At 68.1% G+C, this 22,282-nt stretch carries 19 protein-coding genes and 2 pseudogenes; 13 read left to right on the forward strand and 8 right to left on the reverse strand.

From position 1 onward, the window contains the following. Positions 1-177: 177 nt before the first annotated feature. Positions 178-438, forward strand: coding sequence for a hypothetical protein (locus OUO20_RS12955; protein ID WP_018768825.1), 261 nt, complete (start codon positions 178-180; stop codon positions 436-438). A gap of 14 nt (positions 439-452) precedes the next feature. Here the strand turns inward: OUO20_RS12955 and nhaA are convergent, their stop codons facing one another. Together nhaA and OUO20_RS12965 are read right to left on the reverse strand one after the other, a co-directional pair. Continuing rightward, a complete protein-coding gene (gene nhaA / locus OUO20_RS12960) occupies positions 453-1,805 on the reverse strand; it encodes a Na+/H+ antiporter NhaA (protein WP_056392746.1) in 1,353 nt (450 codons plus the stop codon). Positions 1,806-1,888: 83 nt separating this feature from the next. Continuing rightward, the gene (locus OUO20_RS12965; RefSeq protein WP_268003432.1) at positions 1,889-2,587 is read right to left on the reverse strand and encodes a PAS and ANTAR domain-containing protein; all 699 of its coding nucleotides are present in this window, start codon (positions 2,585-2,587) and stop codon (positions 1,889-1,891) included. Between the two features lie 443 nt (positions 2,588-3,030). Between OUO20_RS12965 and OUO20_RS12970 the strand changes: the two genes are divergently transcribed. From OUO20_RS12970 to OUO20_RS13005, 8 genes are all read left to right on the forward strand, one after another. Beyond that, complete coding sequence (locus OUO20_RS12970) at positions 3,031-5,166, forward strand: heavy metal translocating P-type ATPase (protein WP_268003433.1); 2,136 nt, start codon at positions 3,031-3,033, stop codon at positions 5,164-5,166. A gap of 32 nt (positions 5,167-5,198) precedes the next feature. After that, a complete protein-coding gene (locus OUO20_RS12975; RefSeq protein ID WP_268001897.1) occupies positions 5,199-5,708 on the forward strand; it encodes a hypothetical protein in 510 nt (169 codons plus the stop codon). 53 nt (positions 5,709-5,761) lie between these two features. Further along, complete coding sequence (locus OUO20_RS12980) at positions 5,762-6,394, forward strand: DUF305 domain-containing protein (RefSeq protein WP_268001898.1); 633 nt, start codon at positions 5,762-5,764, stop codon at positions 6,392-6,394. Between the two features lie 141 nt (positions 6,395-6,535). After that, positions 6,536-7,228 carry an arsenate reductase/protein-tyrosine-phosphatase family protein gene (locus tag OUO20_RS12985; RefSeq protein ID WP_268001899.1) on the forward strand — a complete coding sequence of 231 codons (693 nt, stop codon included), beginning with the start codon at positions 6,536-6,538 and terminating at the stop codon, positions 7,226-7,228. 133 nt (positions 7,229-7,361) lie between these two features. Then, on the forward strand, positions 7,362-8,516 hold the full coding sequence (locus tag OUO20_RS12990) for an LCP family protein (RefSeq protein ID WP_223992580.1): 1,155 nt from the start codon (positions 7,362-7,364) through the stop codon (positions 8,514-8,516). A 219-nt stretch (positions 8,517-8,735) separates the two neighbouring features. After that, on the forward strand, positions 8,736-10,421 hold the full coding sequence (locus OUO20_RS12995) for an alkaline phosphatase D family protein (RefSeq protein WP_268001900.1): 1,686 nt from the start codon (positions 8,736-8,738) through the stop codon (positions 10,419-10,421). Positions 10,422-10,583: 162 nt separating this feature from the next. After that, complete coding sequence (locus OUO20_RS13000; protein WP_142071279.1) at positions 10,584-11,375, forward strand: histidine phosphatase family protein; 792 nt, start codon at positions 10,584-10,586, stop codon at positions 11,373-11,375. Continuing rightward, positions 11,359-12,306, forward strand: a complete 948-nt coding sequence (locus OUO20_RS13005; RefSeq protein ID WP_442781138.1) for an NAD(P)H-hydrate dehydratase — start codon at positions 11,359-11,361, stop codon at positions 12,304-12,306. Before OUO20_RS13000 ends, OUO20_RS13005 begins: the two co-directional genes overlap by 17 nt. A gap of 177 nt (positions 12,307-12,483) precedes the next feature. Here OUO20_RS13005 and OUO20_RS13010 read toward each other — a convergent pair whose 3' ends face one another. From OUO20_RS13010 to OUO20_RS13020, 3 genes are all read right to left on the reverse strand, one after another. After that, on the reverse strand, positions 12,484-12,906 hold the full coding sequence (locus tag OUO20_RS13010; protein ID WP_018768837.1) for an Hsp20/alpha crystallin family protein: 423 nt from the start codon (positions 12,904-12,906) through the stop codon (positions 12,484-12,486). Between the two features lie 506 nt (positions 12,907-13,412). After that, positions 13,413-15,074, reverse strand: coding sequence for an FAD-dependent monooxygenase (locus OUO20_RS13015; RefSeq protein ID WP_268001902.1), 1,662 nt, complete (start codon positions 15,072-15,074; stop codon positions 13,413-13,415). A gap of 13 nt (positions 15,075-15,087) precedes the next feature. Next, entirely contained in the window at positions 15,088-15,654 is a 567-nt protein-coding gene (locus OUO20_RS13020; RefSeq protein ID WP_134164087.1) for a hypothetical protein, read from the reverse strand. Between the two features lie 147 nt (positions 15,655-15,801). On the opposite strand from OUO20_RS13020, the gene OUO20_RS13025 reads away from it, so the two are divergent. From OUO20_RS13025 to OUO20_RS13035, 3 genes and pseudogenes are all read left to right on the forward strand, one after another. Further along, entirely contained in the window at positions 15,802-18,036 is a 2,235-nt protein-coding gene (locus OUO20_RS13025) for a S9 family peptidase (RefSeq protein WP_018768840.1), read from the forward strand. 213 nt (positions 18,037-18,249) lie between these two features. Further along, positions 18,250-18,455: pseudogene (locus tag OUO20_RS13030) on the forward strand (DUF2945 domain-containing protein). Positions 18,456-18,459: 4 nt separating this feature from the next. Further along, a complete protein-coding gene (locus OUO20_RS13035) occupies positions 18,460-19,656 on the forward strand; it encodes an NAD(P)/FAD-dependent oxidoreductase (RefSeq protein WP_268001903.1) in 1,197 nt (398 codons plus the stop codon). Here OUO20_RS13035 and OUO20_RS13040 read toward each other — a convergent pair. From OUO20_RS13040 to OUO20_RS13050, 3 genes and pseudogenes are all read right to left on the reverse strand, one after another. Further along, positions 19,653-20,218 (reverse strand): annotated as a pseudogene (locus OUO20_RS13040) (GNAT family N-acetyltransferase). The gene OUO20_RS13035 and the pseudogene OUO20_RS13040 sit on opposite strands and share 4 nt — an antisense overlap. A gap of 5 nt (positions 20,219-20,223) precedes the next feature. Next, entirely contained in the window at positions 20,224-21,384 is a 1,161-nt protein-coding gene (locus OUO20_RS13045; protein WP_268001904.1) for an acetate kinase, read from the reverse strand. A 55-nt stretch (positions 21,385-21,439) separates the two neighbouring features. Next, positions 21,440-21,796: a VOC family protein gene (locus OUO20_RS13050; protein ID WP_223992593.1), complete on the reverse strand. Its 357-nt coding sequence runs from the start codon at positions 21,794-21,796 to the stop codon at positions 21,440-21,442. Positions 21,797-21,907: 111 nt separating this feature from the next. On the opposite strand from OUO20_RS13050, the gene OUO20_RS13055 reads away from it, so the two are divergent. Continuing rightward, entirely contained in the window at positions 21,908-22,198 is a 291-nt protein-coding gene (locus OUO20_RS13055; RefSeq protein ID WP_018768847.1) for a hypothetical protein, read from the forward strand. The last annotated feature ends 84 nt before the right edge of the window (positions 22,199-22,282 follow it).

A 22,282-nucleotide genomic window follows, 5' to 3' on the forward strand; every position in this document is an offset into this window, starting at 1 on the left:
GCTGCGTATCAGAAGCTTGTCCGCCCATCCGAAGCTACAGGGCACAGATGGACGAACAAGCTTCTGATCGGTGCGCCCGCCCCTGCTGACACAGAAAAAACACCGGGCGGAAACACTCCGGCAACCTCGTCAGGGCAAGCTGTGCTTACGGGGATACAACAGCAGGAGGCAGCCCACATGGAGGCACAAGGAGTACGTACCGCCCAGCTCCGCATCGGGGACCAGATTGAGGCATGGCACCGCGGCAGGCTCTTCCACAAGGGACGGGTGACGGACGTCGTCCCGCACCTGGAACTCTTCTGGATCCTGGACGCCCGCACCGGCACCCGCAAGCTGCTGGACCCCGAGGCCCTGGAGATCCGCCACGTGGAAGCCCCTGCCGAAACGGGAACCCAGGTATCAGCCAAGACCCAGGCAAAACCACTCGCCCCCGCCTGAAGCCCGGCGAAGGGTCAGGTGCGTTCCTGGTAGACGTCCGGGACGCCGTCGTGGTCCGAATCCACCCTCTCAAGCTCTTCGGCGACCCGGTACTGCCGGTTCCGGGTCCGCAGCACAGCCGTGGCCAGCAGCGCGGCGATCAGTGACGCAGCCAGGATGCCCACCTTGGCGTGGTCGTCATGGAGGCTGCCATGGCCGAAGCTGAGCTCCGCCACCAGCAGGGACACGGTGAACCCGATCCCTGCCAGCAGCGCCACGCCAAACACATCGATCCATTTGAAGGAGCTGTCCAGACTGGCCCTGGTGGCCTTGGTCAGGATCCACGTGGTGCCCATGATGCCCACCGGCTTGCCCAGGACCAGGCCCAGGATGATACCCAGCGCCACCGGGTCCGTCAGGGCTGAGCCCAGGCCCTCCCACCCGCCAACGGCCACGCCGGCGGAGAAGAACGCGAAGATGGGAACGGCCACGCCGGCGGAAATCGGACGGAACCGGTGTTCGAAGATCTCGGCCAGTCCGGGCCCTGCCTCCGGGCCGCCGGAGGCCCGGGACCGGATCACGGGAATGGCGAAGCCCAGGAGTACCCCGGCCACGGTGGCGTGGATGCCGGAGGCGTGCACCAGCGCCCAGGTCGCGGCACCCAGCGGCAGCAGGATCAGCCAGGCGGCAACTGCGTGGCGGCCGAAGAACCGGCGGTACTTCTGGGCCAGGAAGGTGTAGACGGCCAGCGGGATGAGGGCCAGGAGCAGCGGCGCGGCCTGGATGTCGCTGGAGTAGAAGAACGCGATGATGGTGATGGCAATCAGGTCATCCACCACGGCCAGCGTCAGCAGGAAGATCCGCAGGGCGCTGGGGAGGTGGGATCCGATGATGGCCAGGACCGCCACGGCAAAGGCAATGTCCGTTGCGGTGGGGATGGCCCAGCCGCGCAGCGTTTCCGGGCTGGCGAGGTTGACGACGGCGTAAATCACCGCCGGGACAGCCACGCCGCCCACGGCGGCCGCCACTGGCACGATGGACTTGCTGACTTGCCGCAGGTCGCCGGCAACGAATTCGCGTTTGAGTTCCAGGCCCACGAGGAAGAAGAAGATGGCCAGCAGCCCGTCCGCTGCCCAGGCCCCCAGGCTCAGGTCCAGGTGCCACGGCTCATAACCCACCCTGAGATCCCGGAGGGCAAAGTAGCTGTTCGACGCCGGGGAGTTGGCCCAGATGAGGGCAATCACGGCAGCCAGGACCAGGAGGGCTCCACCCACGGTTTCCTTGCGGAGGATCTCCCCGATGCGCAGGGCTTCGGCGTAGCTGCCGCGGGCGAAGACGGTGGAGCCGAAAAACTTGTTCCTGCTGGGCGTGGGCGGGGTGGAGGTCATGAAGGCGTCCTTAAATCCGGGTTCGGCAAATCCATGCCGACCAGACTTCCCGGCGCACCTCCACGTATCCTACCGGGTACCGGCTACCCGGCGCGGCGGCCCCCGGCGCGGTCTGCCCGGCCGTTCATGCGTTCTGCCCGGCTGTTCAACTGGATGGCCCGCACGGCCCGGTCGAGGTAAGTCCGGGCCTCCGGGGAGTTGGCCAGCTGCACCAACTCCGCTGCCACCACCACCAGCTTGACGTTGCGGTGGCTGCTGGTGCTGACCAGCATCTGGAAGGCGTCGTCGGAGCCGAGCTTCAGCTGCCCCATGAGGATGCCCCTGGCCTGGTCGATCAACGTGCGGGTTGCGGTGGCACCCACCACGGCCTCGCGCGCAGCCTCTTCAGTTTCGCGCTGCAGCGTCCGGCTGAGGTCCACCGTCACGCCTTCGAACGCCGCCAGCGTTCCATCAGCGGCCAGGATCGCCTCGCCGGAGGTGAGCACACGCCTGGTCCGGCCGCGGGCATCGACGATCCGGTGGTACATGCAGAAGAACCCGCCGGTGGTCGATACCTGCGCCAGGATCTCCTCGCACCGCTCCCGGTCATCCGGGTGCTTGTGGGACAAGATCAGTTCCATGCTGGGGACAACATCGCCGCGCTGGTAGCCGTGCAGCCGGAACATCCCGTCCGACCAGTGGAAGGTTGGGCCTGCAGGCCCCATCTCCACCCTGAAGATGCCCGCATCGCTTTCACTGTCTCCGAGCGCACTCGAATACGTGTATAGATCGCTGAGCTCCATCACAGGTCCACCCTCCCGCACACCGGCCAGCCCCCTGTGGGAGCGGGCTCTCGTCACTACTCCCAGTATGGTCGCCCCACGCGCCGGAAGGTAGGGCGGGATGCCCTATGGATGCAGCGGACACATAGAGTAGGGACCCTTGCCACTTATACCCCTAGGGGGTATATTGGTGGTGTTGTCAGTGAAGTGGTATGTCCCGGCTGGTGCCCACACCGGCCTTCACAGCCGTTCAACCCCAGCGCCCCTTGATTCCCTCAACGGATTGGAACTGACATGAACACCGGGAACCGCCCCGAGCTCCCCCTCGCTTCCTCCGGCTGCAGCTGCTGCGCCTGCCGGCGCCGCGGAACCGGCCACCACCCTGCCCGCGCCTGAGGCACAAAGCGCCCTGCCGCCGTCGGAAATTCCGATCGCCTGGCAGCGGCTTCCTCGAAGGAGGAATGATGCAGGACCATCACGACATGCAGCACCACGGCGGCCCGCACGACCATCACCAGCCACCCAGCGGAACCCTGACCCAGCCGCCGGCGCACGGCGCCGGGCATGGACAACACGGCGGCCACAGCGACGACGACCATACCGTCCACACGCACGGCCAGCACGCCGGGCACAGCACAGCCATGTTCAAGGACCGGTTCTGGCTGACGCTGGTCCTGGCCGTTCCGGTGGTCTATTTCAGCCCCATGATGGGCGACCTTTTGGGCTACATGCCGCCCGAATTCCCCGGTTCCGCCTGGATCCCGCCGGTCCTGGGCACCGTCATCTTGCTGTACGGCGGCCAGCCGTTCCTCAAAGGCGGCCTGCAGGAGCTCAAGGATCGCGCTCCGGGAATGATGCTGCTGATCGGCATGGCCATCACGGTGGCCTTTGCCGCTTCCTGGGTCACCAGCCTGCGCATCGGCGGCTTCGACCTGGACTTCTGGTGGGAGTTGGCGCTGCTGGTGGCCATCATGCTGCTGGGCCACTGGATCGAGATGCGTGCCCTCGGGTCGGCGCAGGGCGCCCTGGATGCCCTCGCGGCTCTGCTGCCGGACGAGGCCGAACGCATTACGGACAGCGGCACGGAAACCGTCCCCGTTTCCCACCTCAAGACCGGCGACCTGGTCCTGGTCCGCCCCGGCGCCCGCATGCCCGCGGACGGAACCGTGATGGACGGGCAGGCTGAGTTCGACGAGTCCATGATCACGGGGGAATCCAAAACCGTGGCACGCGGCGCCGGCGACCCGGTGGTGGCCGGAACCGTGGCCACGGACAGCAGTGTCCGGGTGCGCGTCACCGCCGTGGGCGACCAGACCGCCCTGGCCGGGATCCAGAGGCTGGTGGAAGAGGCGCAGGCGTCGTCGTCGCGTGCCCAGGCACTGGCAGACCGCGCAGCGGCCTTCCTCTTCTACTTCGCCGCCGGCGCCGGTGTCCTGACCTTCATCGCCTGGACACTGCTGGGAAGCGTTCCAGACGCCGTCACCCGCACCGTCACCGTCCTGGTCATCGCCTGCCCGCACGCCCTGGGTCTGGCGATACCCCTGGTGATCGCCATTTCCACGGAGCAGGCGGCCCGGGCCGGGGTGCTGATCAAGAACCGGATGGCGCTTGAACGGATGCGCACCATCGACGTGGTCCTGTTCGACAAGACCGGCACGCTGACCACCGGTGAGCCGGAGCTGAAGGACGTTGCCGTGGCCGGCGGCGTCGGGGCGGACGCCGTGCTGGCCCTCGCCGCCGCCGTCGAGTCGGAGAGCGAGCACCCCGTGGCGCGGGCCATCGTCCGCGCCGCCAGGGCCCGGAGCCTGCCACTGCCCCAAGCCACCGGTTTCACCTCCCTGCCGGGCCGGGGCGTCCGGGCCAGCGTGGACGGCCGCACCGTGCACGTGGGCGGGCCTGCGCTCCTGCGCGAGCTCGGCGTCGTCGAACCCGAGGCCCTGGCCTCAAGCACCCGGGCGTGGATGGACCGCGGAGCCGCCGTGCTCCACGTTGTCGACGGCGGCACAGTCCTGGGTGCCGTGAGCATGGAGGACGCGGTGCGGCCGGAGTCGCGGCAGGCTGTGTCCGCCCTGCAACGGAGGGGCGTCAAGGTGGCCATGGTCACCGGTGATGCGCACCAGGTGGCGCAGGCCGTGGCGGCGGACCTGGGCATTGACGAAGTGTTCGCCGAGGTCCTGCCCGCGGACAAGGACAAGAAGGTGGCCGAGCTGCAGGGCCGCGGGCTGAAGGTGGCCATGGTGGGCGACGGCGTCAACGACTCGCCGGCGCTGGCCCGCGCGGAGGTGGGCATCGCCATTGGCGCCGGAACCGACGTCGCCATGGAATCGGCAGGCGTGGTGCTGGCCGGGAACGACCCCCGGGCAGTGCTGTCCATGGTGGACCTGTCCCGCGCCAGCTACCGCAAGATGTGGCAGAACCTGGTGTGGGCCACCGGCTACAACATCCTGTCCGTGCCGCTGGCCGCGGGCGTCCTGGCTTTCGCCGGGGTGGTTCTGTCCCCGGCTGCCGGGGCTGTGATGATGTCCGCGTCCACCATCGTGGTGGCCCTGAACGCCCAGCTGCTCCGGCGCCTGAAACTGAACCCGTCTGAGGTACGTTGAACAGCATGGACAGATCGGAAGGAGGGACAGCCATGACCACCCGCGCCGTGGCGTCCTTCCTCCGCGCAGCCTGGCTGCTGGCCGCCACCCTGGCCGTCATCGCCGGGCTGCTGGGCATGCACGTGCTGACCGCCGGGCATGCCTCGCACGGGCCTGTTGCCCAGGGCATGGATACGCACAGCGTGGCGTCGCACAGCATGGCCTCCCACAGCGCTGACTCCCCCGCGGCACCGGCCGGGGCCGCCGCCGTCGTGCATTCCGCGGTTGGGGACCATCCCGGCCACGCCGGCCACGCGGCCGCCCCGGCTTCCACCGACCCGCCGGCCCTGGCGCCGGGCACCTGCGGCAACTCCTGCCCGGGGGCGCAGGAGTCGGGGGCGCCCTGCGTGCCGTCGGTCCCCGGCGGCCCCGTGACGGTCCTCCCGCCGCAGGCAACCCTTGCCGTCCTTCCGTTGCTGCCGGCGGCGGGCAACCCAGGCTCTTCCTACGGGTACCTGCCGCCCAGCCCATCACCGTGCGACCTCTCCATCAGCCGGACGTAAACCGGACTGCGCCCTGTACCCCGGCCCAGTTCCACTACATCCCTGAAGGACCCATGAACACCACTATCAAAACCCTGTCCATTGCTGCTGCCCTGGCGGCTTCCCTCGGCCTGGCAGGATGCGCGGCCAATGCCGGCTCCGGCAACGGCATGCCCATGGACCACGGCAGCTCCAACCCCATGTCCAGCACGATGCCAAGCGCCGGCACCATGCCCAGCGCCAACGCCGACCATAACCAGGCGGACATCATGTTTGCCCAGATGATGATCCCGCACCACGCCCAGGCGGTGGAGATGAGCGGCATCATCCTGGCCAAGCCGGACATGCCCGCAGAGGTGACCGCGCTCGCCACCAAGATCAAGGCGGCGCAGGCACCGGAGATCGCGCAGATGACCGGCTGGCTCAGCGGGTGGAACGTGCCCACCATGATGAGCGACCACTCCGGACACGGCATGACCGGCATGGTGGACGACGACGGCATCGAGAAGCTGAAGTCTGCCACCGGTACCGAGGCCGCGCGGCTGTTCCTCGAGCAGATGATCGGGCACCATGAGGGCGCCATCGACATGGCCCAGCAGGAGATCAGCGCCGGCAAATTCCCGGACGCCGTGAAGCTGGGCCACGACATCGTGGACGCGCAGCAGGCGGAGATCACGCAGATGAAGCAGCTGCTGGCCACCCTGTAACCGGCACTTCCGGCCGCCGGGCAGTCCTGCGGCGCGGCGGCGGCACCCGGCCCGGGAGCCCGCCGCCGCGCCGTTGCGTGTTAAGTTGAAAGGCACGGGTCCGGACCGGATCCGCCAGCAGCTGGGAAAAGAGACATCTCCTTGGACACTTCCGCACCAGTACGAATCCTGACCGTCTGCACCGGCAACATCTGCCGCTCGCCGGTGGCCGAACGGCTGCTGCAGGCTGGACTCGACCAGGTGGTGCCGGGCGGTTTCCAGGTGTCCAGCGCCGGCACCCGCGCCTTGGTGGGCGAACCCATGCAGCCCATTTCAGCGGACATCGTGCGGACCTTTGGCGGTGATCCCGAAGGGTTCGCGGCACGGCAGCTCACGCCCAGGATCCTGCGGGGTGTTGACCTGGTGCTCACCATGACGTCCGGGCACCGCGGCGAGGTCCTGCAGCTTGATGCCTCCCTTCTCAAGCGGACGTTCACCATCCGCGAGTTCGCCCGGATGCTTGATGTCCTGGCCCAGCGGGCCTCCGGGACGGACGCCCAGCGGGCCTCCGTCGAATCTTCCCCAGGTGCGCTGCCCGGCAGCAACGCGTCCGACGACGACGCCCGGCTGGCTGCCAACGCCGCCTTGTGGCGCGGCTTGCCGGCACGGGCCGCCGGGGTGCGCCACCTTTCGCTCCCCGCCGACGCCGCAGACAACGACATCGTGGACCCGTACCGCCGTGCGCCGGAGGTGTACCGGGAGATGGAGGACCAACTGGCCCCCGCCATTGTCTCCATCCTGCGCCATGCCCGCCTTAACGCCCGGGTCCCCGGGACCGCGCCCCAGTCGCCCTAGCGGAACAGCGTTACAGCAGCTCGACGCCGAACCGGATGGAACCTTCGCAGGTGACAGTTTGGATAACCTTGTAGCCAACCGGGGCCTGCCCGACGCACACTGAACCCACCAAACACAATGAGGTGGAGGCGTCATGAGCATCCCAGGCGGTTCTGATCCATCCGGGCCCGGTAACTCCGGGAACTCCGGTTCCCTGCCGCCGGGTTCCTCCGGTTCCCACCGGCCGGCCTGGCTGGCGGCTCTGGGCCGCCGCCGCTGGGTCGCCGCCCTGGTGGTGCTGGCACTTGTGGTGGCTGCCGGAGTCGCGGTCTTCAGCCTGAGCCGCTCCGGCCAGCAAGCACAGCCTGCAGCCACCCAAACCGAGTCGCCCAGCCCGACGCCGACGCCCACGCCCACCCCGACCCCCTCTGAAACTCCCCCGCCCGCTCCTGCGCCCCCACCGCCGCCTGCCCCGATCCCGGACCTGCCCGCCACCCCGATGAACATCCTCGTCATCGGCAGCGACATCCGTGACACTCCCGCACGCGACGCCGCCGCCCACACTGCAGCCACCGGTGAACCCTCAGACCAGAGGGCGGACACCCTGATGGTGGTCCATGTCCCTGCCGACCGCCGGAACCTCTACCTCGTCTCCATCAACCGCGACAACTGGGTGGACATCCCCGGCTTCGGCAGCGCCAAGATCAATTCCGCGCTCCAGTATGGCGGGATCGACCTGCAAACCGCCACGGTGCAGCAGCTGCTGGGAATTACCATCGACCACACCCTGATGCTCGACTTTGGCGGGTTCAAGCTCCTGGTGGACGGCCTGGGCGGCATCGACGTCAATGTGCCGATGTCCTTCCAGTCCTCGATCGAAACCCAGCACGTCTTCACCCAGGGCATGAACCACCTGGACGGACAGGCCGCCCTGGAATTTTCCCGCGAGCGCTACGCGTTCTCCGACGGCGATTTCCAACGGGTCCGCGACCAGCAGATCATGCTCCGTGCCATCCTGGCCCGCCTCACCGGGGGCAGTGCCCTGAACGACGTGAACGCGGTGCGGTCGCTGGTTGATTTCGCCTCCTGCTGCCTCACCGTGGACAAGGGTTTCGATCCCGTCCAGGCAGCGATCCTGGCCTACAGCCTGCGCAACCTTGATGTGAACGCCATTGGCACCATGACGCTTCCGACGGCGGGCTCCGGATTCGTTGCCGGGCAGTCCGTACTGTTTCCGGACTATGGAGGGATCGCGGCCGTGGGTGCGGCACTTCGGGAGGGCCGGATCGGCGACTTCGCGAGGCCTTAGGGCACGCCAGCGACACGCTTATTCACTGGCGACGCGCATATTCCCTGGCGCGGCGATATTTGGGGTGCGCCGATGACTTTGGGCGTCGCAGCGGAATTTGCGCGTCGCCACTGCGGCAATACGCTCCGGACGCGGCCGCCACGCCTTGTTCAGCAGCGGCTTACCCGGGGTTCACCAGCGGGACAGAGTCTGTGCGCCCGCCGGAGCGAACCTGAGGGCATGACTGAGAACTCCCGCGCCACCGTTTCACGCCGCACCGTCGTCAAGGGGTCGGTCCTGGCCGCCGCGCTCGCATCCGTCCCGGCCGCTGCCCAGGCAGGCACCACACCGTCAGGCGTTGCGCTGGTCCGCAACCGCCTGACCCTGCCCAGCGGCATCGCCACCGGCGACGTCACCTCCGATTCAGCCGTTCTGTGGTCCCGCGCGTCCGGCGCAGGCCGGATGACGGCAGTCCTGCGGGCCGTGGACGACGGCGGCCAGGTCCTGCGCGGGCGCGGCGCCTTTGAGCGGGTGCTCCGCGGGCCCCGGGCCACCCAGGCGTCCGATTTCACCGCCAAGATCCATGCGGGAAACCTGCCGTCCAACACCCGCTTCGCACTGGACATCAGCTTCGAGGACGACGGCGGGGCGGCCGGCGAGACGGTCCGCGGCAGCTTCCGCACGGCGCCGGACGCCGGACCGATCAACGGCACGGGCCGCACCGGTGGCACCAGCAGCGGCGGCGACGTCCCGGCGTCGTCTGCGCAAAGCTTTGTGTGGACCGGCGACACCGCTGGCCAGGGGTGGGGCATCAACGAGGAGATCGGCGGGATGCGCGGCTACCGGGCCATGCACCAGACCCGCCCGGACTTCTTCATCCACTCCGGCGACACAATTTACGCCGACGGGCCCATCGCCGAAAGCGTGGTGGAAAAGGACGGCCAGGTGTGGCGGAACCTGGTTACAGAGGAGGTCTCCAAGGTGGCCGAAACGCTCACCGAGTTCCGCGGCCGGCACCGGTACAACTCCATGGACGCCAACATGCGGGCCATGTTCGCTGACGTCCCCGTGATCGCCCAGTGGGACGACCACGAGACCCACAACAACTGGTACCCCGGCCAGATCATCGATGACTCCCGATACACGGTGCGGGACGTCAACACCCTGGCTGCCCGCGGCCGGCAGGCATGGCAGGAAAACATGCCCATCGCGGACAGCTCGGCCGTCTGGCGCCCGGGAACGTTCGACGACGCCGGCCAGTACCAGCCCGCCCGGATCTACCGGAAAATCAGCCGCGGACCGCAGCTGGACGTCTTCTGCCTGGACATGCGCACCTTCAAATCGCCCAACACGGACGGCAAGGAGCCTTACGCCACCTCCATCCTGGGCCAGGAGCAGGTGGACTGGCTGATCCGCGAAGTTTCGAAGTCAAAGGCGACCTGGAAGGTGATCGCCGCGGACCTGCCGCTGGGCATCGTGGTGCCGGACGGCCCGGTCAACCAGGAGAGCCTGTCCAACCGCGACGCCGGCGCCCCGTTGGGCCGTGAGCTGGAAATTGCCGCGGTGTTGAGCGCCTTCAAGCGCAACGGCGTGAAGAACACGGTGTGGCTCACCGCCGATGTGCACTACTGCGCCGCCCACCACTACTCCCCCGAACGGGCAGCCTTCACCGGTTTCGATCCGTTCTGGGAGTTCGTGGCCGGGCCCATCGCCGCGGGATCATTCGGCCCCAACACGATGGACGGCACGTTCGGGCCCGAGGTGGTGTTCTCGAAGGCAGGGCGCTTTGCCGGGGAGTCCCCGCGCGGCGGCGAAAACCAGTTCTTCGGGCACGTCCAGTTGGATGCGGACAACAGCTTCACCGTGAGCCTTCGCAACGCCAACGGAGCCACGGTGTTCTCCAAGGTCCTGACGCCGGAGCCGTAGCTTCGGGTCCCCCGCGGCACTGTTGCTGCGCCGACGGCGGCCGCGCACCCATGGTGCGCGGCCGCCGTCGGCCGTTATTTTCCGCCGCCCCCTGGGTACACCGTTGGTAGTGTTCCTGCAATCGGCACGGCATTTCGGGCACGGCGAGGACGGGGTGGTTTCTTGAAGGGTGAATCAGCAAACGACGACGGCCTGACGGAGGCCGTCCAGCAGGCCGGGGCCGTGGAGTTGCTCCTGATCCGGCACGGCGAGAGCGAGGGCAACGTGGCGGCCACCGAGGCCCGTGCGGCCGGAGTGGAGGTCATCGAGGTTCCGGCCCGTGATGCAGACGTGGACCTGTCGGCAACCGGGAGGGAACAGGCCAAGGCGCTGGGTATCGCCCTGGGCCGGACCGCCGGGGAGTTCCGCCCTGACGCCGTGGTGTCCTCCCCCTATGCCCGTGCCCGCCAGACCGCTGAAATTGCGGTGGAAACAGCCGGCTGGCCGCTGCAGGTGCGCACGGACGAGCGGCTCCGCGACCGCGAACTCGGCATCCTGGACCGGCTCACGCGGCTGGGCGTGGAGAGCCGCTACCCCGAGGAATCCGAACGCAGGGATTGGCTGGGAAAACTGTATTACCGGCCGCCGGGAGGGGAATCCTGGGCGGACGTGGCGCTGCGGCTGCGGTCCGTCCTGGCAGAGCTGAACGGCCTGGGCACCGGCCAGCGGGTGATGCTGGTGTGCCACGACGCCGTGATCATGCTGTTCCGGTACGTGCTGGAGGGGCTGAGCGAGAAGGAACTGCTGGACCTGGCAGCCACGGAGGCCATCCTCAACGCCTCGGTGACCCGGTTCGTCCGCCCCTCCGGCGTTGGGCCGTGGACGCTGGAGAGCTTCAACGTTGCCGACCACCTGGCCGAGCAGGGCGTCACCGTCACCGAGCATGCCGGAGACACCAGTGTCCGGCCGCGGTGAATCCTCCGGCGCCACCCTGGTGACGCCGTCGCTCCTGCGGGACTGGCCGCTGCCGGCACCGGGCGCGGACAAGTATTCCCGTGGCTCAGTGCTGGTGGTGGGCGGTGCCCGGGCCACCCCCGGCGCCGCCCTGCTGGCCGGCACCGCAGCGCTGCGCGCGGGCGCCGGAAAGCTGACCCTGGCCGTTGCCGGGTCGGTGGCCGTCCAGCTGGGGGTGGCGCTGCCCGAGTGCGGTTCCATCGGCCTGCCAGAGACTGCCGGCGGCTCGGTCAAACCGGAACTGGACAGCATCCACTCCTACGTGGACCAGGCGGATGCCCTCCTGGTGGGGCCCGGCCTGGACGACCCCGACCTTGCCGGTGAACTGCTGGAGGCGTTGCTTAAGCGCGAGGCCGGCGGCGACCACGGCGGTGGCGGCAACCCCGGTGGTGGCGCCGGCAGCAGGCAAGGCGCCGCCGTCGTCCTCGATGCCTACGCGCTGGCCGCGCTGGTACACCTGGAGGACCAGCTGGACCCGTGGCGCGGCCGCCTCATCCTCACACCGAATCCCACGGAGGCCGGCATCCTGCTGGGGCGGGACACGGATGACCTCGAGAAGGACCTGGCCGAAATCTCCGAACGGTTCGACGCCGTGGTCAGCTGCCAGGGGCTGATCACCCAGCCGCCAGGGCTGAACCCCGACGAACCGGACCTGTGGAAGATCACCACGGGGTACGGCGGACTGGGCACCTCCGGCAGCGGGGACGTGCTGGCCGGAGCCATTTCCGGGGTCCGTGCCCGGGGAACCAGCAGCGCGCAGGCAGCCTGTTGGGGTACCCACCTGCACGCAGCCGCGGCAGACAGGCTGGCCAGCAGGCTGGGCCCGTTGGGGTTCCTGGCCCGTGAACTTGCCGACGAACTGCCGGCGCTGATGCTGGAACTGGGCACCTGACCCTTGACGTGGACCGCCCGGACATGCGGACGGCCCCCGGCCAAAGCCGGGGGCCGCCGTGTCGGGAGGTCAGGGCCTACGCTGCCGTTGCGCTGTTTGGCGCTGTGGCGTGCACAGAATGGCGATTCGCCCCAAAAAGGCAGTCAACAGATATGGCCGCCTCCCGGTCCTTAAGGTCTAGGCAGCGATTTCCTGCTTTTCCCCCTTCGTTTCGATTTCGATCTTGCGCGGCTTGGCCTTTTCGGCGACCGGGATCCGCAGCGTCAGGACACCGGCGTCATAGCTGGCCTTCACCTTCTCTGTGTCCAAGGTGTCGCCAAGAATCAGCTGGCGGCTGAAGACGCCGCGCGGCCGCTCAGCGGCAATCAGCTCGGTATCCTTGCCAGCGGGATCGGGACGCTCCGCCCGCACCGTCAGGACGTTCCGTTCGACATCCAGGTCCACCGAGTCCGCCGTGACACCCGGCAAATCAAAGGCCACGACGAATTCCTGGTCCTCGCGCCATGCATCCATCGGCATCGCCGCCGGACGTGCAGTGGTTCCGAGGACTTGCTGGGTTAGCCTGTCCAGCTCGCGGAACGGATCGGTTCGCATCAACATGGCTTCCCTCCTCGTGAGAGTTGATCCAACATCCACGTCAGTCGATCTATATTCGCTGACATAGATTTTTTAGCACCGTGGAAGCAGGTCCGCAAGGGGTTTGGGTGCCGATTCCTGAAGAATTTTTCGGTCCTGCAGGCTTCGGATTTCCGCCTTTACCCGGGCACACGGAAGGGGCCTCTTGCACAGCTCCTGCTGTGCAAGAGGCCCCTTCCGGACTAGGTTCTGGCTTCTCCGGTCAGTCCCTGGTGGGGTCCGGACGCAGCGGTGCGGGCCCTGGATCCGGGACGGGCAGCGGGCCTGGGGGCGCCGGCGCGGGGAACGGATTGGGAGACGGCGGGCCGGGCGGGCGCGGCTGGGTGGGATCCGGCGATGTGGGCTCCGGACCGGGTTCGGGCGGAAACGGCTCGGGTTCGTGCACTGGCGGGATGGTCATGGAACTTCCCCTCTCACGCTGGGCGGATGTGCCTTGAACTGAACAGAATACGCCTGCGGCCCGCCGGCAACTACCCTCCAGTCCGGCGCCGTTTAGTACAGCGTTGATTGGTCCGGGACGGCGCCGACCAGCCGCAGCCAGTCGCGCAGCTGGGCGGAGCCTGCCTCCCCACAGCGGAAACCGACGTATCCGTCCGGGCGGACCGCCACAACGCCCCGGCCCGGGTGGCTGTCGAGGCGGTGGACATGGAGCAGGGGATCGGGTCCCGTCTGTGACCGCAAGGTGGGGCTCCCGCCAAAGGCACCAGGGCCGACGTCGCGTTCCAGCAAAGGTGGACGCCGGGCACGGCGGTCAGTTCGTGAAGGCGGGCCGCCCGCCCGCCGACCGTCACGGGCGCATCCGGCAGCCGCTCGCCGGGCCTCGGCCACCCAGCGGCGCGCGGCGTGCCGTCCCGGGAGATGGCACTGTTCCGGTAGCGAACGAATGGCTGGGACAACAGCCTGATGCCCTGGGAGGTGAGCCACTGCCGGCGGAGCAGCACCGGCAGGACCGGAGCGAACGCGGGAAGGAGGCTCCGGGCCAGGCGGGCCACCGGGTGCGGCGAGGCTTCGCCGAAGAAGATGACGTGCGTCAGCGCCAGCACGCGCCGGGCCGCGAGCCGCCGCTCGTGCCCATAGGTTGCCAGCAGTTCCGGGAGCGGCCCGCCTGCCGTCGAGGCGAAACCGAGCTTCCACCCGAGGTTGAGGCCGTCCAGGATGCCGTTGTTCATGCCCTGCCCGCCCGCAGGCGAGTGGGCGTGCGCGGCGTCGCCGGCGAGGAAGAGCGGAGTGTTTCCGAACGTGCTGGCCAGGCGGTGTTGAAGCGGAACCTGGGCCGACCAGCGCACGTCCCGGACGGCAGCACCCAGTCCCGACTCCCGGAGCAGGCGGGCCACTTCATCCGGCGGAACGGGCGGACCCAGCTGTCCGAAGCCGGCGGTGGATTGCGGCAGCGCCGGCCGGGTGGCCAGCATCCGCCAGGTGGCGCCCTCGCCCAGCGCGAAGAGGAAGGCCAGTCCCCCGGTCCCGACGGCCACGTGCAGCAGGCCAGGGTCCAGGGCGCCATCAAGCTCCAGGTCTGCCAGGACCGCCTCCACCCGGTACGGGGCACCCCGCCACTGCGCGCCGGTGAAGCCGCGGACCGTGCTGGACTGCCCGTCGCATCCGGCCAGGAACCGGGAAGCGTGGCCGCCGGCTCCGCCCCCGGCGTCGCGAAGCTCCGCATGCACCAGACCAGGCCCCGGGCCACCGCCGGTATCCAGGGTGCCCTCCGGTCCCAGTCCGCAGAACTCCACGCCCCAGTCCACCGGCACGCCCCTGGCCTGCAGTGCCTGCCAGAGCACGTCCTCGACGTCGGCCTGCCGGACCAGGGTCAGGTGCGGAAAGGCGGTATCCGGGAGGTCCGCGTGGCCCAACCGGGCTTCGACCACGCGCCGGCCGAAGTGTATGCGTGCCAGGGGCGTGGTGTCGGCCCGGTCCAGCAACACGTCGGTCACGCCCAGCGGGCGAAGGCCCTCCAGTGCCCGTGCATGCAGCATCATCGCCCGGGACGGCCTGACACGGTGTTCGCGCCGGTCCACCACCCGGACCGTGGCTCCGTGGGCGTGCGCCTGGAGGGCCGTGGTGAGCCCGGCGGGACCGGCGCCTACCACCAGAAGGTCGGTGTCCGCCGTCGTGCGTTGCCTGCCTGCCATACCCGCCCGGCCGTCATGCCTGGCCGAGAAGCCGCCACCAGGCGTGGTCCTGGGTGGCTGCTGCTTCCTGCATCCGGGCGGGGTTTGCGAGCACCTCGTCGCGGCGCAGCCCGGGAACCACTTTGTAGCTGATGGACCCGGGGACGCTGACCAGTTCCAGGACCCGCCAGAGGGCCGCAGCGTAGCTTCGCGCCCGCTCGGCACCGTCCCATTCGTACAGGCCGCGGTAGGCACCGAAGGTGTCGTGGGCGCACCACAGCTTGGAAACAAAGCCCGGGAACCCGACGAAGAGCGGGGTATTCACCAGGCTTTCCGCCTCGAATAGCCGGTGCGCCCGGCCCCGGACCAGGCGCAGCGTGAAGGCCACCACCAGGATGCAGGGCTCACCGGGCTGCCGGTCGACGGCGGTCTCCCGGTAGACCCGCGAGGTGCTGCCGTCAGCGAAGCGCAGCACCCGGCCCACGTTTTCCTTGGGAAGATGCACCTGCCTGCGGACCAGCATCACGCACGACGTTCCCATGCAGCGGGTCACCGCCAGCCATGCTTTGGCGCGGGGAGCCGGTCCGGATTCGGGGGTCATGGTTTCTCCTTTTCCCTGCGGGACCCTTTCAGGGTGCCGGGAACCGCGGGTAGGATCCCAGAGTCTTTCGCCCCATTCGGGGCGTCCCTTCTCCCCCGGTAGCGAACGGCCTGCCGACTTGTCCGGGCTGGTCTATATATTGAATCCATGACCTCCACCTCCCTGCAGGATTCCACCGGCACTGCCACCCCGGCGCCCCCGGTTGCCAAGAAGATCCCCACCGAACGCACCCACCACGGGGAGACGTTCGTGGACAACTACGAGTGGCTGCGGGACAAGGAATCGCCGGAGGTCGTGGAGCACCTGCGGGCCGAAAACGCGTACCAGGAAGCCGTCACCGCGCACCAGGAGCCGCTCCGCGAGGCCATCTTCCAGGAGATCAAGGGCCGCACCCAGGAAACAGACCTCTCCGTTCCACACCGCAAGGACGGCTGGTGGTACTTCAGCCGCTCCGCGGAGGGCAAGGAATACGGCATCCACTGCCGGGTCAAGGCGCAGGACACCGGAGACAAGGTGGCGGACTGGACTCCGCCCGCCGTGGAACCCGGCCTGCAGATCCCCGGCGAGGAAATCCTGCTGGACGGCAACGTGGAAGCCGAAGGCAAGCCGTTCTTCTCCATAGGCGGCACCGCCGTCACGGTTGACGGAACCCTCTATGCCTACGCAGTGGACAACTCCGGAGACGAACGCTTCACCCTCCGGATCAAGGACCTCCGCACCGGTGAACTGCTGCCGGATGCCATCGAAAACATCTTCTACGGCGTGGCGTTCTCCCCGGACGGCACCCGTATCTTCTACACAGTGGTGGACGAGTCCTGGCGCCCGTACCAGGTGAAGGCGCACGTCCTGGGCACACCCGTGGCCGACGACGTTGTGGTGTACCAGGAGGACGACCCCGCCATGTGGCTGGGCTTCGAGCTCTCCGCGGACCGGCGCTACCTGGTGCTGGGCATTGGATGCTCGGAGTACAGCGAAACCCGGCTGCTCCGTTTCGACGACCCCACCGGAACCGTCAGCACGGTGATCTCGCGGGATGAACGCATCCTGTATGAGGCCGAGCCCTTCCTGCTCGACGGCCCCGACGGGAAAACCGAGAAAATCCTGCTCACGCACAACCACGGCGCCATCAACTCCATGGTCTCCCTGGCTGACGCGGAAGAACTCCACAAGCCGCTGGCAGAACAGACCTGGCAGACCGTCGTGGAACATTCCGGCGACGTCCGCGTCAACGGCGCCGGTGTCACCGCCACGCACCTGGTCGTGTCCATCCGCAAGGACACCATCGAGCGCGTCCAGGTGATGGGGCTGGCCGGCCTGGGCACGCCTGCGCAGCAGGCGCCGGTGGAGCCGGCGTTCGACGAGGAGCTGTACACGGCGGGGGTGGGCGGTTCGGACTACGAGGCACCCGTGATCCGGCTGGGCTACACGTCCTACTTCACGCCGTCCCGCATTTACGACTTCGTCCTGCCCACCCCGGAGCAGCCCACCGGCGAACTGCTGCTCCGCAAGGAGAGCCCCGTGCTGGGTGGCTATGACGGAAGCGATTACGTGGCCACCCGGGAATGGGCCACCGCAGGTGACGGCACGCGCATCCCGCTGTCGGTCCTGCGGCACAAGGCCGTCAAACAGGATTCGACGGCGGCCGGCCTGGTGTACGGGTACGGCTCCTACGAGATGAGCATGGACCCCGGCTTCGGAGTAGCACGGCTGTCCCTGCTGGACCGCGGTGTGGTGTTCGTGATCGCCCACATCCGCGGCGGCGGCGAGCTGGGCCGGCACTGGTACGAGGACGGCAAGAAGCTCACCAAGAAGAACACCTTCACCGACTTCGTGGACGCCACCGACTGGCTGGCGGACTCGGGCTGGGTGGATCCCTCCCGCATCGCCGCCCTGGGCGGTTCGGCCGGCGGACTCCTGATGGGTGCCGTGGCCAACATGGCACCGGAGAAGTACGCGGCCATCGTGGCGCAGGTGCCGTTCGTGGACCCGCTCACCAGCATCCTGGATCCGGACCTGCCGTTGTCTGCGCTGGAGTGGGAGGAGTGGGGCAATCCCATCACGGACCCGCTGGCCTACGCCTACATGAAGTCCTACTCCCCCTACGAAAACGTGCGGGCGGTGGCCTACCCCAAGATCGCCGCGGTGACGTCCTTCAACGACACCCGGGTCCTGTACGTGGAGCCGGCCAAGTGGGTGCAGGAACTGCGGAACAAGACCACGGGGTCCGAACCTATCGTGATGAAGATCGAGATGGACGGTGGCCACGGCGGCGCGTCCGGACGGTACGTGCAGTGGCGCGAGAGGGCCTGGGACTACGCCTTCATCGCCGATTCCCTGGGCGCAACAGAACTGCTGCCCGGAGCCGGCCTGAAGCAGGACTGAAACGTACGACGGCGGGCGCGTCCCGCCGTCGTACGCTTTCCTTCGCCAGCCCTGCGGCAGGCACTGCTTCAGGGCTGGTTCCCTTCGCGACGGGACCGCCGCCCACCTGCTCAGAGGCGGTGACAGAGGAATTCCCTGTCAATGCGCCCATAAGCTAACCATGCTTACTATTGGAGGGCACTTGTTTTCCACAGGGATCCCAGAGGAGCAGGCATGTCATTGAGCAAGGGAACGCATGTGGAGTGGAACACTTCGCAGGGCAAGACGCACGGCAAAATCGTCGAAAAAAGACCAGCGACTTTGAACTCGACGGCAACACGCACCGCGCCAGTGAGGACGAACCTCAGTATGTGGTGGAGTCGGACAAGACGGGTGCCCGCGCGGCGCACAAGGCATCCGCGCTGACCGAGAAGAAGTAGCGCCGTGGCTGCCCAGCACGAGGTAGTCATCATCGGCGGCGGAAACTCCGGCATCTCCCTGGCGGCCCGGCTGCAGCGGTACGGCGTTAAAGACGTGGCTGTGATCGAGCCCAAGGACCATCACCTCTACCAGCCGCTGTTTTCGCATATCGCAGGAGGCCGCGCCCAGGCACAGGAAGCCATCCGCTCGCAGGAATCCGTGACGCCCCAGGGCGTGACGTGGATCCATGACGCCGCCGCGGGCATTGACGCCGCCGCCAACACGGTCACCCTGGCGTCCGGTTCCACCGTGGCCTACGGGCAGCTGGTGGTGTGCCCCGGGCTGCAATACGACTGGGACGCGGTACCGGGCCTGGCCGAGGCCGTGCACTCGCCCTCCGGCGCCTCCCACTACGAGTTCGAACTGGCGTCCAAGGCCTGGACGCTGCTCCGCAGCATGACGTCCGGCACCGCCGTTTTCACCATGCCGGCGGGCCCCATCAAGTGCGGCGGCGCTGCCCAGAAACCCATGTACCTGGCCTGCGACTCCTGGCGGGAACAGGGCCTCCTGGACCGGATCCGCGTGGTGATGGTCCAGCCTTACCCCACCGTTTTCGGGGTTCCGGAGGTGGACCGCGAACTCGACCGCAAGATTGCGGAGTACGGCATCGAACTGCGGACCAACAGCGAATTGGTTGGCGTGGATGCTGCAGGCCAGACAGCCACCATCCGGGATCTTGCCGCCGGTACCGTGGAGAACCTGCACTACGACGTCCTCAACGCCGTCCCGCCGCAGTCGGCCCCGGACTGGCTCAAGGCCACGGACCTGCCGGCCGCCGGTGACACGGGCGGCTTCGTGGAGGTGGACCGGCAGACCCTTCGGCACCTCCGCTACCCCAACGTGTGGTCCCTGGGCGATGCCGCAGGCACCACCAACTCCAAATCCGGCGGGGCGCTGCGCAAGCAGACCAAAGTGGTGGCCAAGAACCTGGTGGCAGCCCGGAAAGGCAAGCGGCTGCCGGCGAAGTACAACGGCTACTCGGTGTGCCCGTTCACGGTGTCACGGGACACGGTGGTGTTCGCCGAGTTCGATGACCGTTACCGCCCCATGCCCACCATTCCGCGGGTGCCCACCTGGAACGAAAGCAAGTTGTCATGGGTTGTGGACCGGGACCTGTTCCCGAAGATCTACTGGAACCTGATCCTCAAGGGCAGGGCCTAAAGCTCACCGCCGGAACCGATGCGCCATTCATCGGCCAGGATGGCATAGATGAGCTCGGTGGCCCACTGGCCCTTGTAATGCCACTTGTCGATGTGCCGCGCCTCCAGCCGCATGCCCAGCCGGCCGCACACTGACGCCGACGCCACATTGAGTTCATCCAGCCGGGCTTCAATCCGGTGCATGCCCAGTTCCCCGAAGCCCAGATGGAGCATGGCCCGGGCGGCCTCCGTGCCGTAACCCTTGCCGCGTGCTCCGGGCGCCAGTGTCCACCCGACTTCGCCCTGGCCGAGTCCCGGCAGCCATTTGAGCACCACCTCCCCTGCAGCCCGGGCTCATTCGCTGCCTCGATGGCGAGGGCCACCCAGTCGCCCTCCTTCTCGAAGGCAAAGTTGGCGTACCGGCCCACCCGCTCCATCGACTGGGTGTAGCTCTTGGCCGGGCCGGGCAGGAACCGGGCGGTCTCCGGCAACGAGTGGTAGGCATGGAAAGCCTCAAGGTCACCGCCGTCAAAACGGCGGAGGACCAGCCGTTCGGTGCGGATCGGCAGGGAAATGGCGGCCATGGGGCTTATCGGCCGGCGGAGACGACGGCGGCCGTTGCCTCTGCGATGGCGCGTTCCTCATCCGTGGGGACCACCAGGACGGGAATCGCGGACGAGGTCGCGGAAATGACGCGCGGTTCCTTGGACCGCTGGGAGTTCAGGCCGCCGTCGAGCTCGATGCCCAGGGCGCCCAGCCGGTCCGCCACCTGCGCCCGGAACTGGGAGGAGTTCTCGCCGATCCCCGCGGTGAACACCAGAGCCTTGGCCCCACCGACGGCCACATGGTAGCCGCCGATGTATTTGGCCAGCCGGTAGGATGCCACCGCGAGCGCCATCGTGGCTTTTTCGTTCCCGGACTCGGAGGCTTCCACCACCGAGCGCATGTCGTTGTTGCCGGCCAGGCCCTTCAGCCCCGATTCCCGGTTGAGCATGGTGTCGATGTCCTCGGGCGTCCAGCCGGCGCGGCCAAGGAACACCAGGATGGAAGGGTCAAGGTCGCCGGAGCGGGTGCCCATGACCAGGCCCTCCAGCGGGGTGAAGCCCATGGAGGTGTCCACCGACTTCCCGCCGCGGATGGCGGTCACGGAGGCACCGTTGCCCAGGTGCGCGATGACGCCGTCGAACTCCTCAGCGGGAAGGTCCAGCAGGGCGGCCGACCGGCGCGCCACGTACTCATGGGAGGTCCCATGGAAACCGTAGCGGCGGATGCCGTGGTTGGTGTACAGCTCGTCCGGGACGGCGTAGCGCCACGCGTGCTCGGGCAGGGTGCGGTGGAAGGCGGTGTCGAACACGGCCACCTGCGGCATTTTGGGCCACTTTTTGGTGATGGCGCGGATGCCCAGCACGTTGGCGGGGTTGTGCAGCGGCGCCAGCGGGTTGAGGCGTTCGATGGCGCGGGTGATCTCGTTGTCCACCAGGACGGGTTCGGCGAACCGCTCGCCGCCGTGGACCACCCGGTGCCCCACCGCACCGAGCTCAAGGCCGCCCAGTTCCCGGTGGATGGCCGCGTCCACCTGCTCCAGCGCCTCCGCGTGGTCCCGCGGGCCCTCGATCTCGCCGTCCCCGCCGCCGCCGTTGCCCATGCCGATCTTCTCGATCAGCCCCTCGGTGAGGACCGTTCCGGCTGCCACGTCACGGACCTGATACTTCAGGGAGGACGAACCGGAGTTGATGACGAGCACGAGCATGCGGGGCCTCCTCAGCCTGGCGTCTGCAGTTCAACCCCCACTATAGGTTGAGCCGCTATCGGTCGGTGAGCAGCAGCGTGTTGCCGTCCGGGTCCTGCGCCGTGAAGAAGAGGCATACCTCCGGAGACCCCTCGATGGCACCGACCGGAACACCGCTTTCCGCCAGCACGGCATGCGTTCCAGTCAGGTCGTCCACCATGAAATTGCAGGTTGCCCACGCCAGCCCGGGGGCGGCCTTGATGCCGCTGTCCGGGCCCATCAGCGTGACGGACGCGGTTCCCGCAGCGGTGAGGACTGCTGAGAAGGTGTTCGCCTCCGCGACGCTGAGTCCAAGAAACCGGCGGTACCAGTCGGCCGCGGCGTGTGGGTTGCGGACAGGGATGAAGGCAGTGGTGATGGCTGTACCGGGCATGCCAGCGATGTTAGCCGAGGGGAACATCGGGTCGGGCCCTTCCTTGCGGATCAGGCCCCGCTGTGCCTATGGTCGGCGGACAAGGCTGGACCACGCCGAGAGGACAATTCCATGACGAACGAGCCCAATTCGATCGACGAGAACGACCCCACCAACACGGGATCCAGCAGCACCGCCCCGCTCAACGCCGGAACGGGATCCGGCGGCAAGGGTGATCCCACGGGAGTGGAGGGCGCCAATCCGGCCCTGGACGACACGGGCAACCTCAAGGCCGCAGAAACCGGGGAAGCGCCGGAGGCGCCCGAGAACCGGGAGGACCTGGACCTCACCCCGCAGGGCCTCTCCGACGAGCCTGCCAAGGAAGAGGATCAGGAGAGCCTGGCCAAGCCGGACAACAGCTAAGCACCGCAGGCACCAAAGCACCCCATGAACAACGTACGACGTCGGCACTCACCAAAGTGCCGGCGTCGTACGTTGTTGCACCAC

This window comes from Arthrobacter sp. FX8 (genome assembly GCF_026723805.1).
Classification (GTDB): Bacteria; Actinomycetota; Actinomycetes; order Actinomycetales; family Micrococcaceae; genus Arthrobacter.

Coding starts and splice junctions, on each gene's coding strand:
- OUO20_RS12980 (WP_268001898.1), top strand. CDS start 5,762: ATGAACACCACTATCAAAACCCTGTCCATTGCTGCTGCCCTGGCGGCT.
- OUO20_RS13045 (WP_268001904.1), bottom strand. CDS start 21,384: ATGCTCGTGCTCGTCATCAACTCCGGTTCGTCCTCCCTGAAGTATCAG.
- OUO20_RS12970 (WP_268003433.1), top strand. CDS start 3,031: ATGCAGGACCATCACGACATGCAGCACCACGGCGGCCCGCACGACCAT.
- nhaA (WP_056392746.1), bottom strand. CDS start 1,805: ATGACCTCCACCCCGCCCACGCCCAGCAGGAACAAGTTTTTCGGCTCC.
- OUO20_RS13025 (WP_018768840.1), top strand. CDS start 15,802: ATGACCTCCACCTCCCTGCAGGATTCCACCGGCACTGCCACCCCGGCG.
- OUO20_RS12975 (WP_268001897.1), top strand. CDS start 5,199: ATGACCACCCGCGCCGTGGCGTCCTTCCTCCGCGCAGCCTGGCTGCTG.
- OUO20_RS13020 (WP_134164087.1), bottom strand. CDS start 15,654: ATGACCCCCGAATCCGGACCGGCTCCCCGCGCCAAAGCATGGCTGGCG.
- OUO20_RS13010 (WP_018768837.1), bottom strand. CDS start 12,906: ATGTTGATGCGAACCGATCCGTTCCGCGAGCTGGACAGGCTAACCCAG.
- OUO20_RS13055 (WP_018768847.1), top strand. CDS start 21,908: ATGACGAACGAGCCCAATTCGATCGACGAGAACGACCCCACCAACACG.
- OUO20_RS13050 (WP_223992593.1), bottom strand. CDS start 21,796: ATGCCCGGTACAGCCATCACCACTGCCTTCATCCCTGTCCGCAACCCA.
- OUO20_RS12995 (WP_268001900.1), top strand. CDS start 8,736: ATGACTGAGAACTCCCGCGCCACCGTTTCACGCCGCACCGTCGTCAAG.
- OUO20_RS12990 (WP_223992580.1), top strand. CDS start 7,362: ATGAGCATCCCAGGCGGTTCTGATCCATCCGGGCCCGGTAACTCCGGG.
- OUO20_RS12965 (WP_268003432.1), bottom strand. CDS start 2,587: ATGGAGCTCAGCGATCTATACACGTATTCGAGTGCGCTCGGAGACAGT.
- OUO20_RS13015 (WP_268001902.1), bottom strand. CDS start 15,074: ATGGCAGGCAGGCAACGCACGACGGCGGACACCGACCTTCTGGTGGTA.
- OUO20_RS12955 (WP_018768825.1), top strand. CDS start 178: ATGGAGGCACAAGGAGTACGTACCGCCCAGCTCCGCATCGGGGACCAG.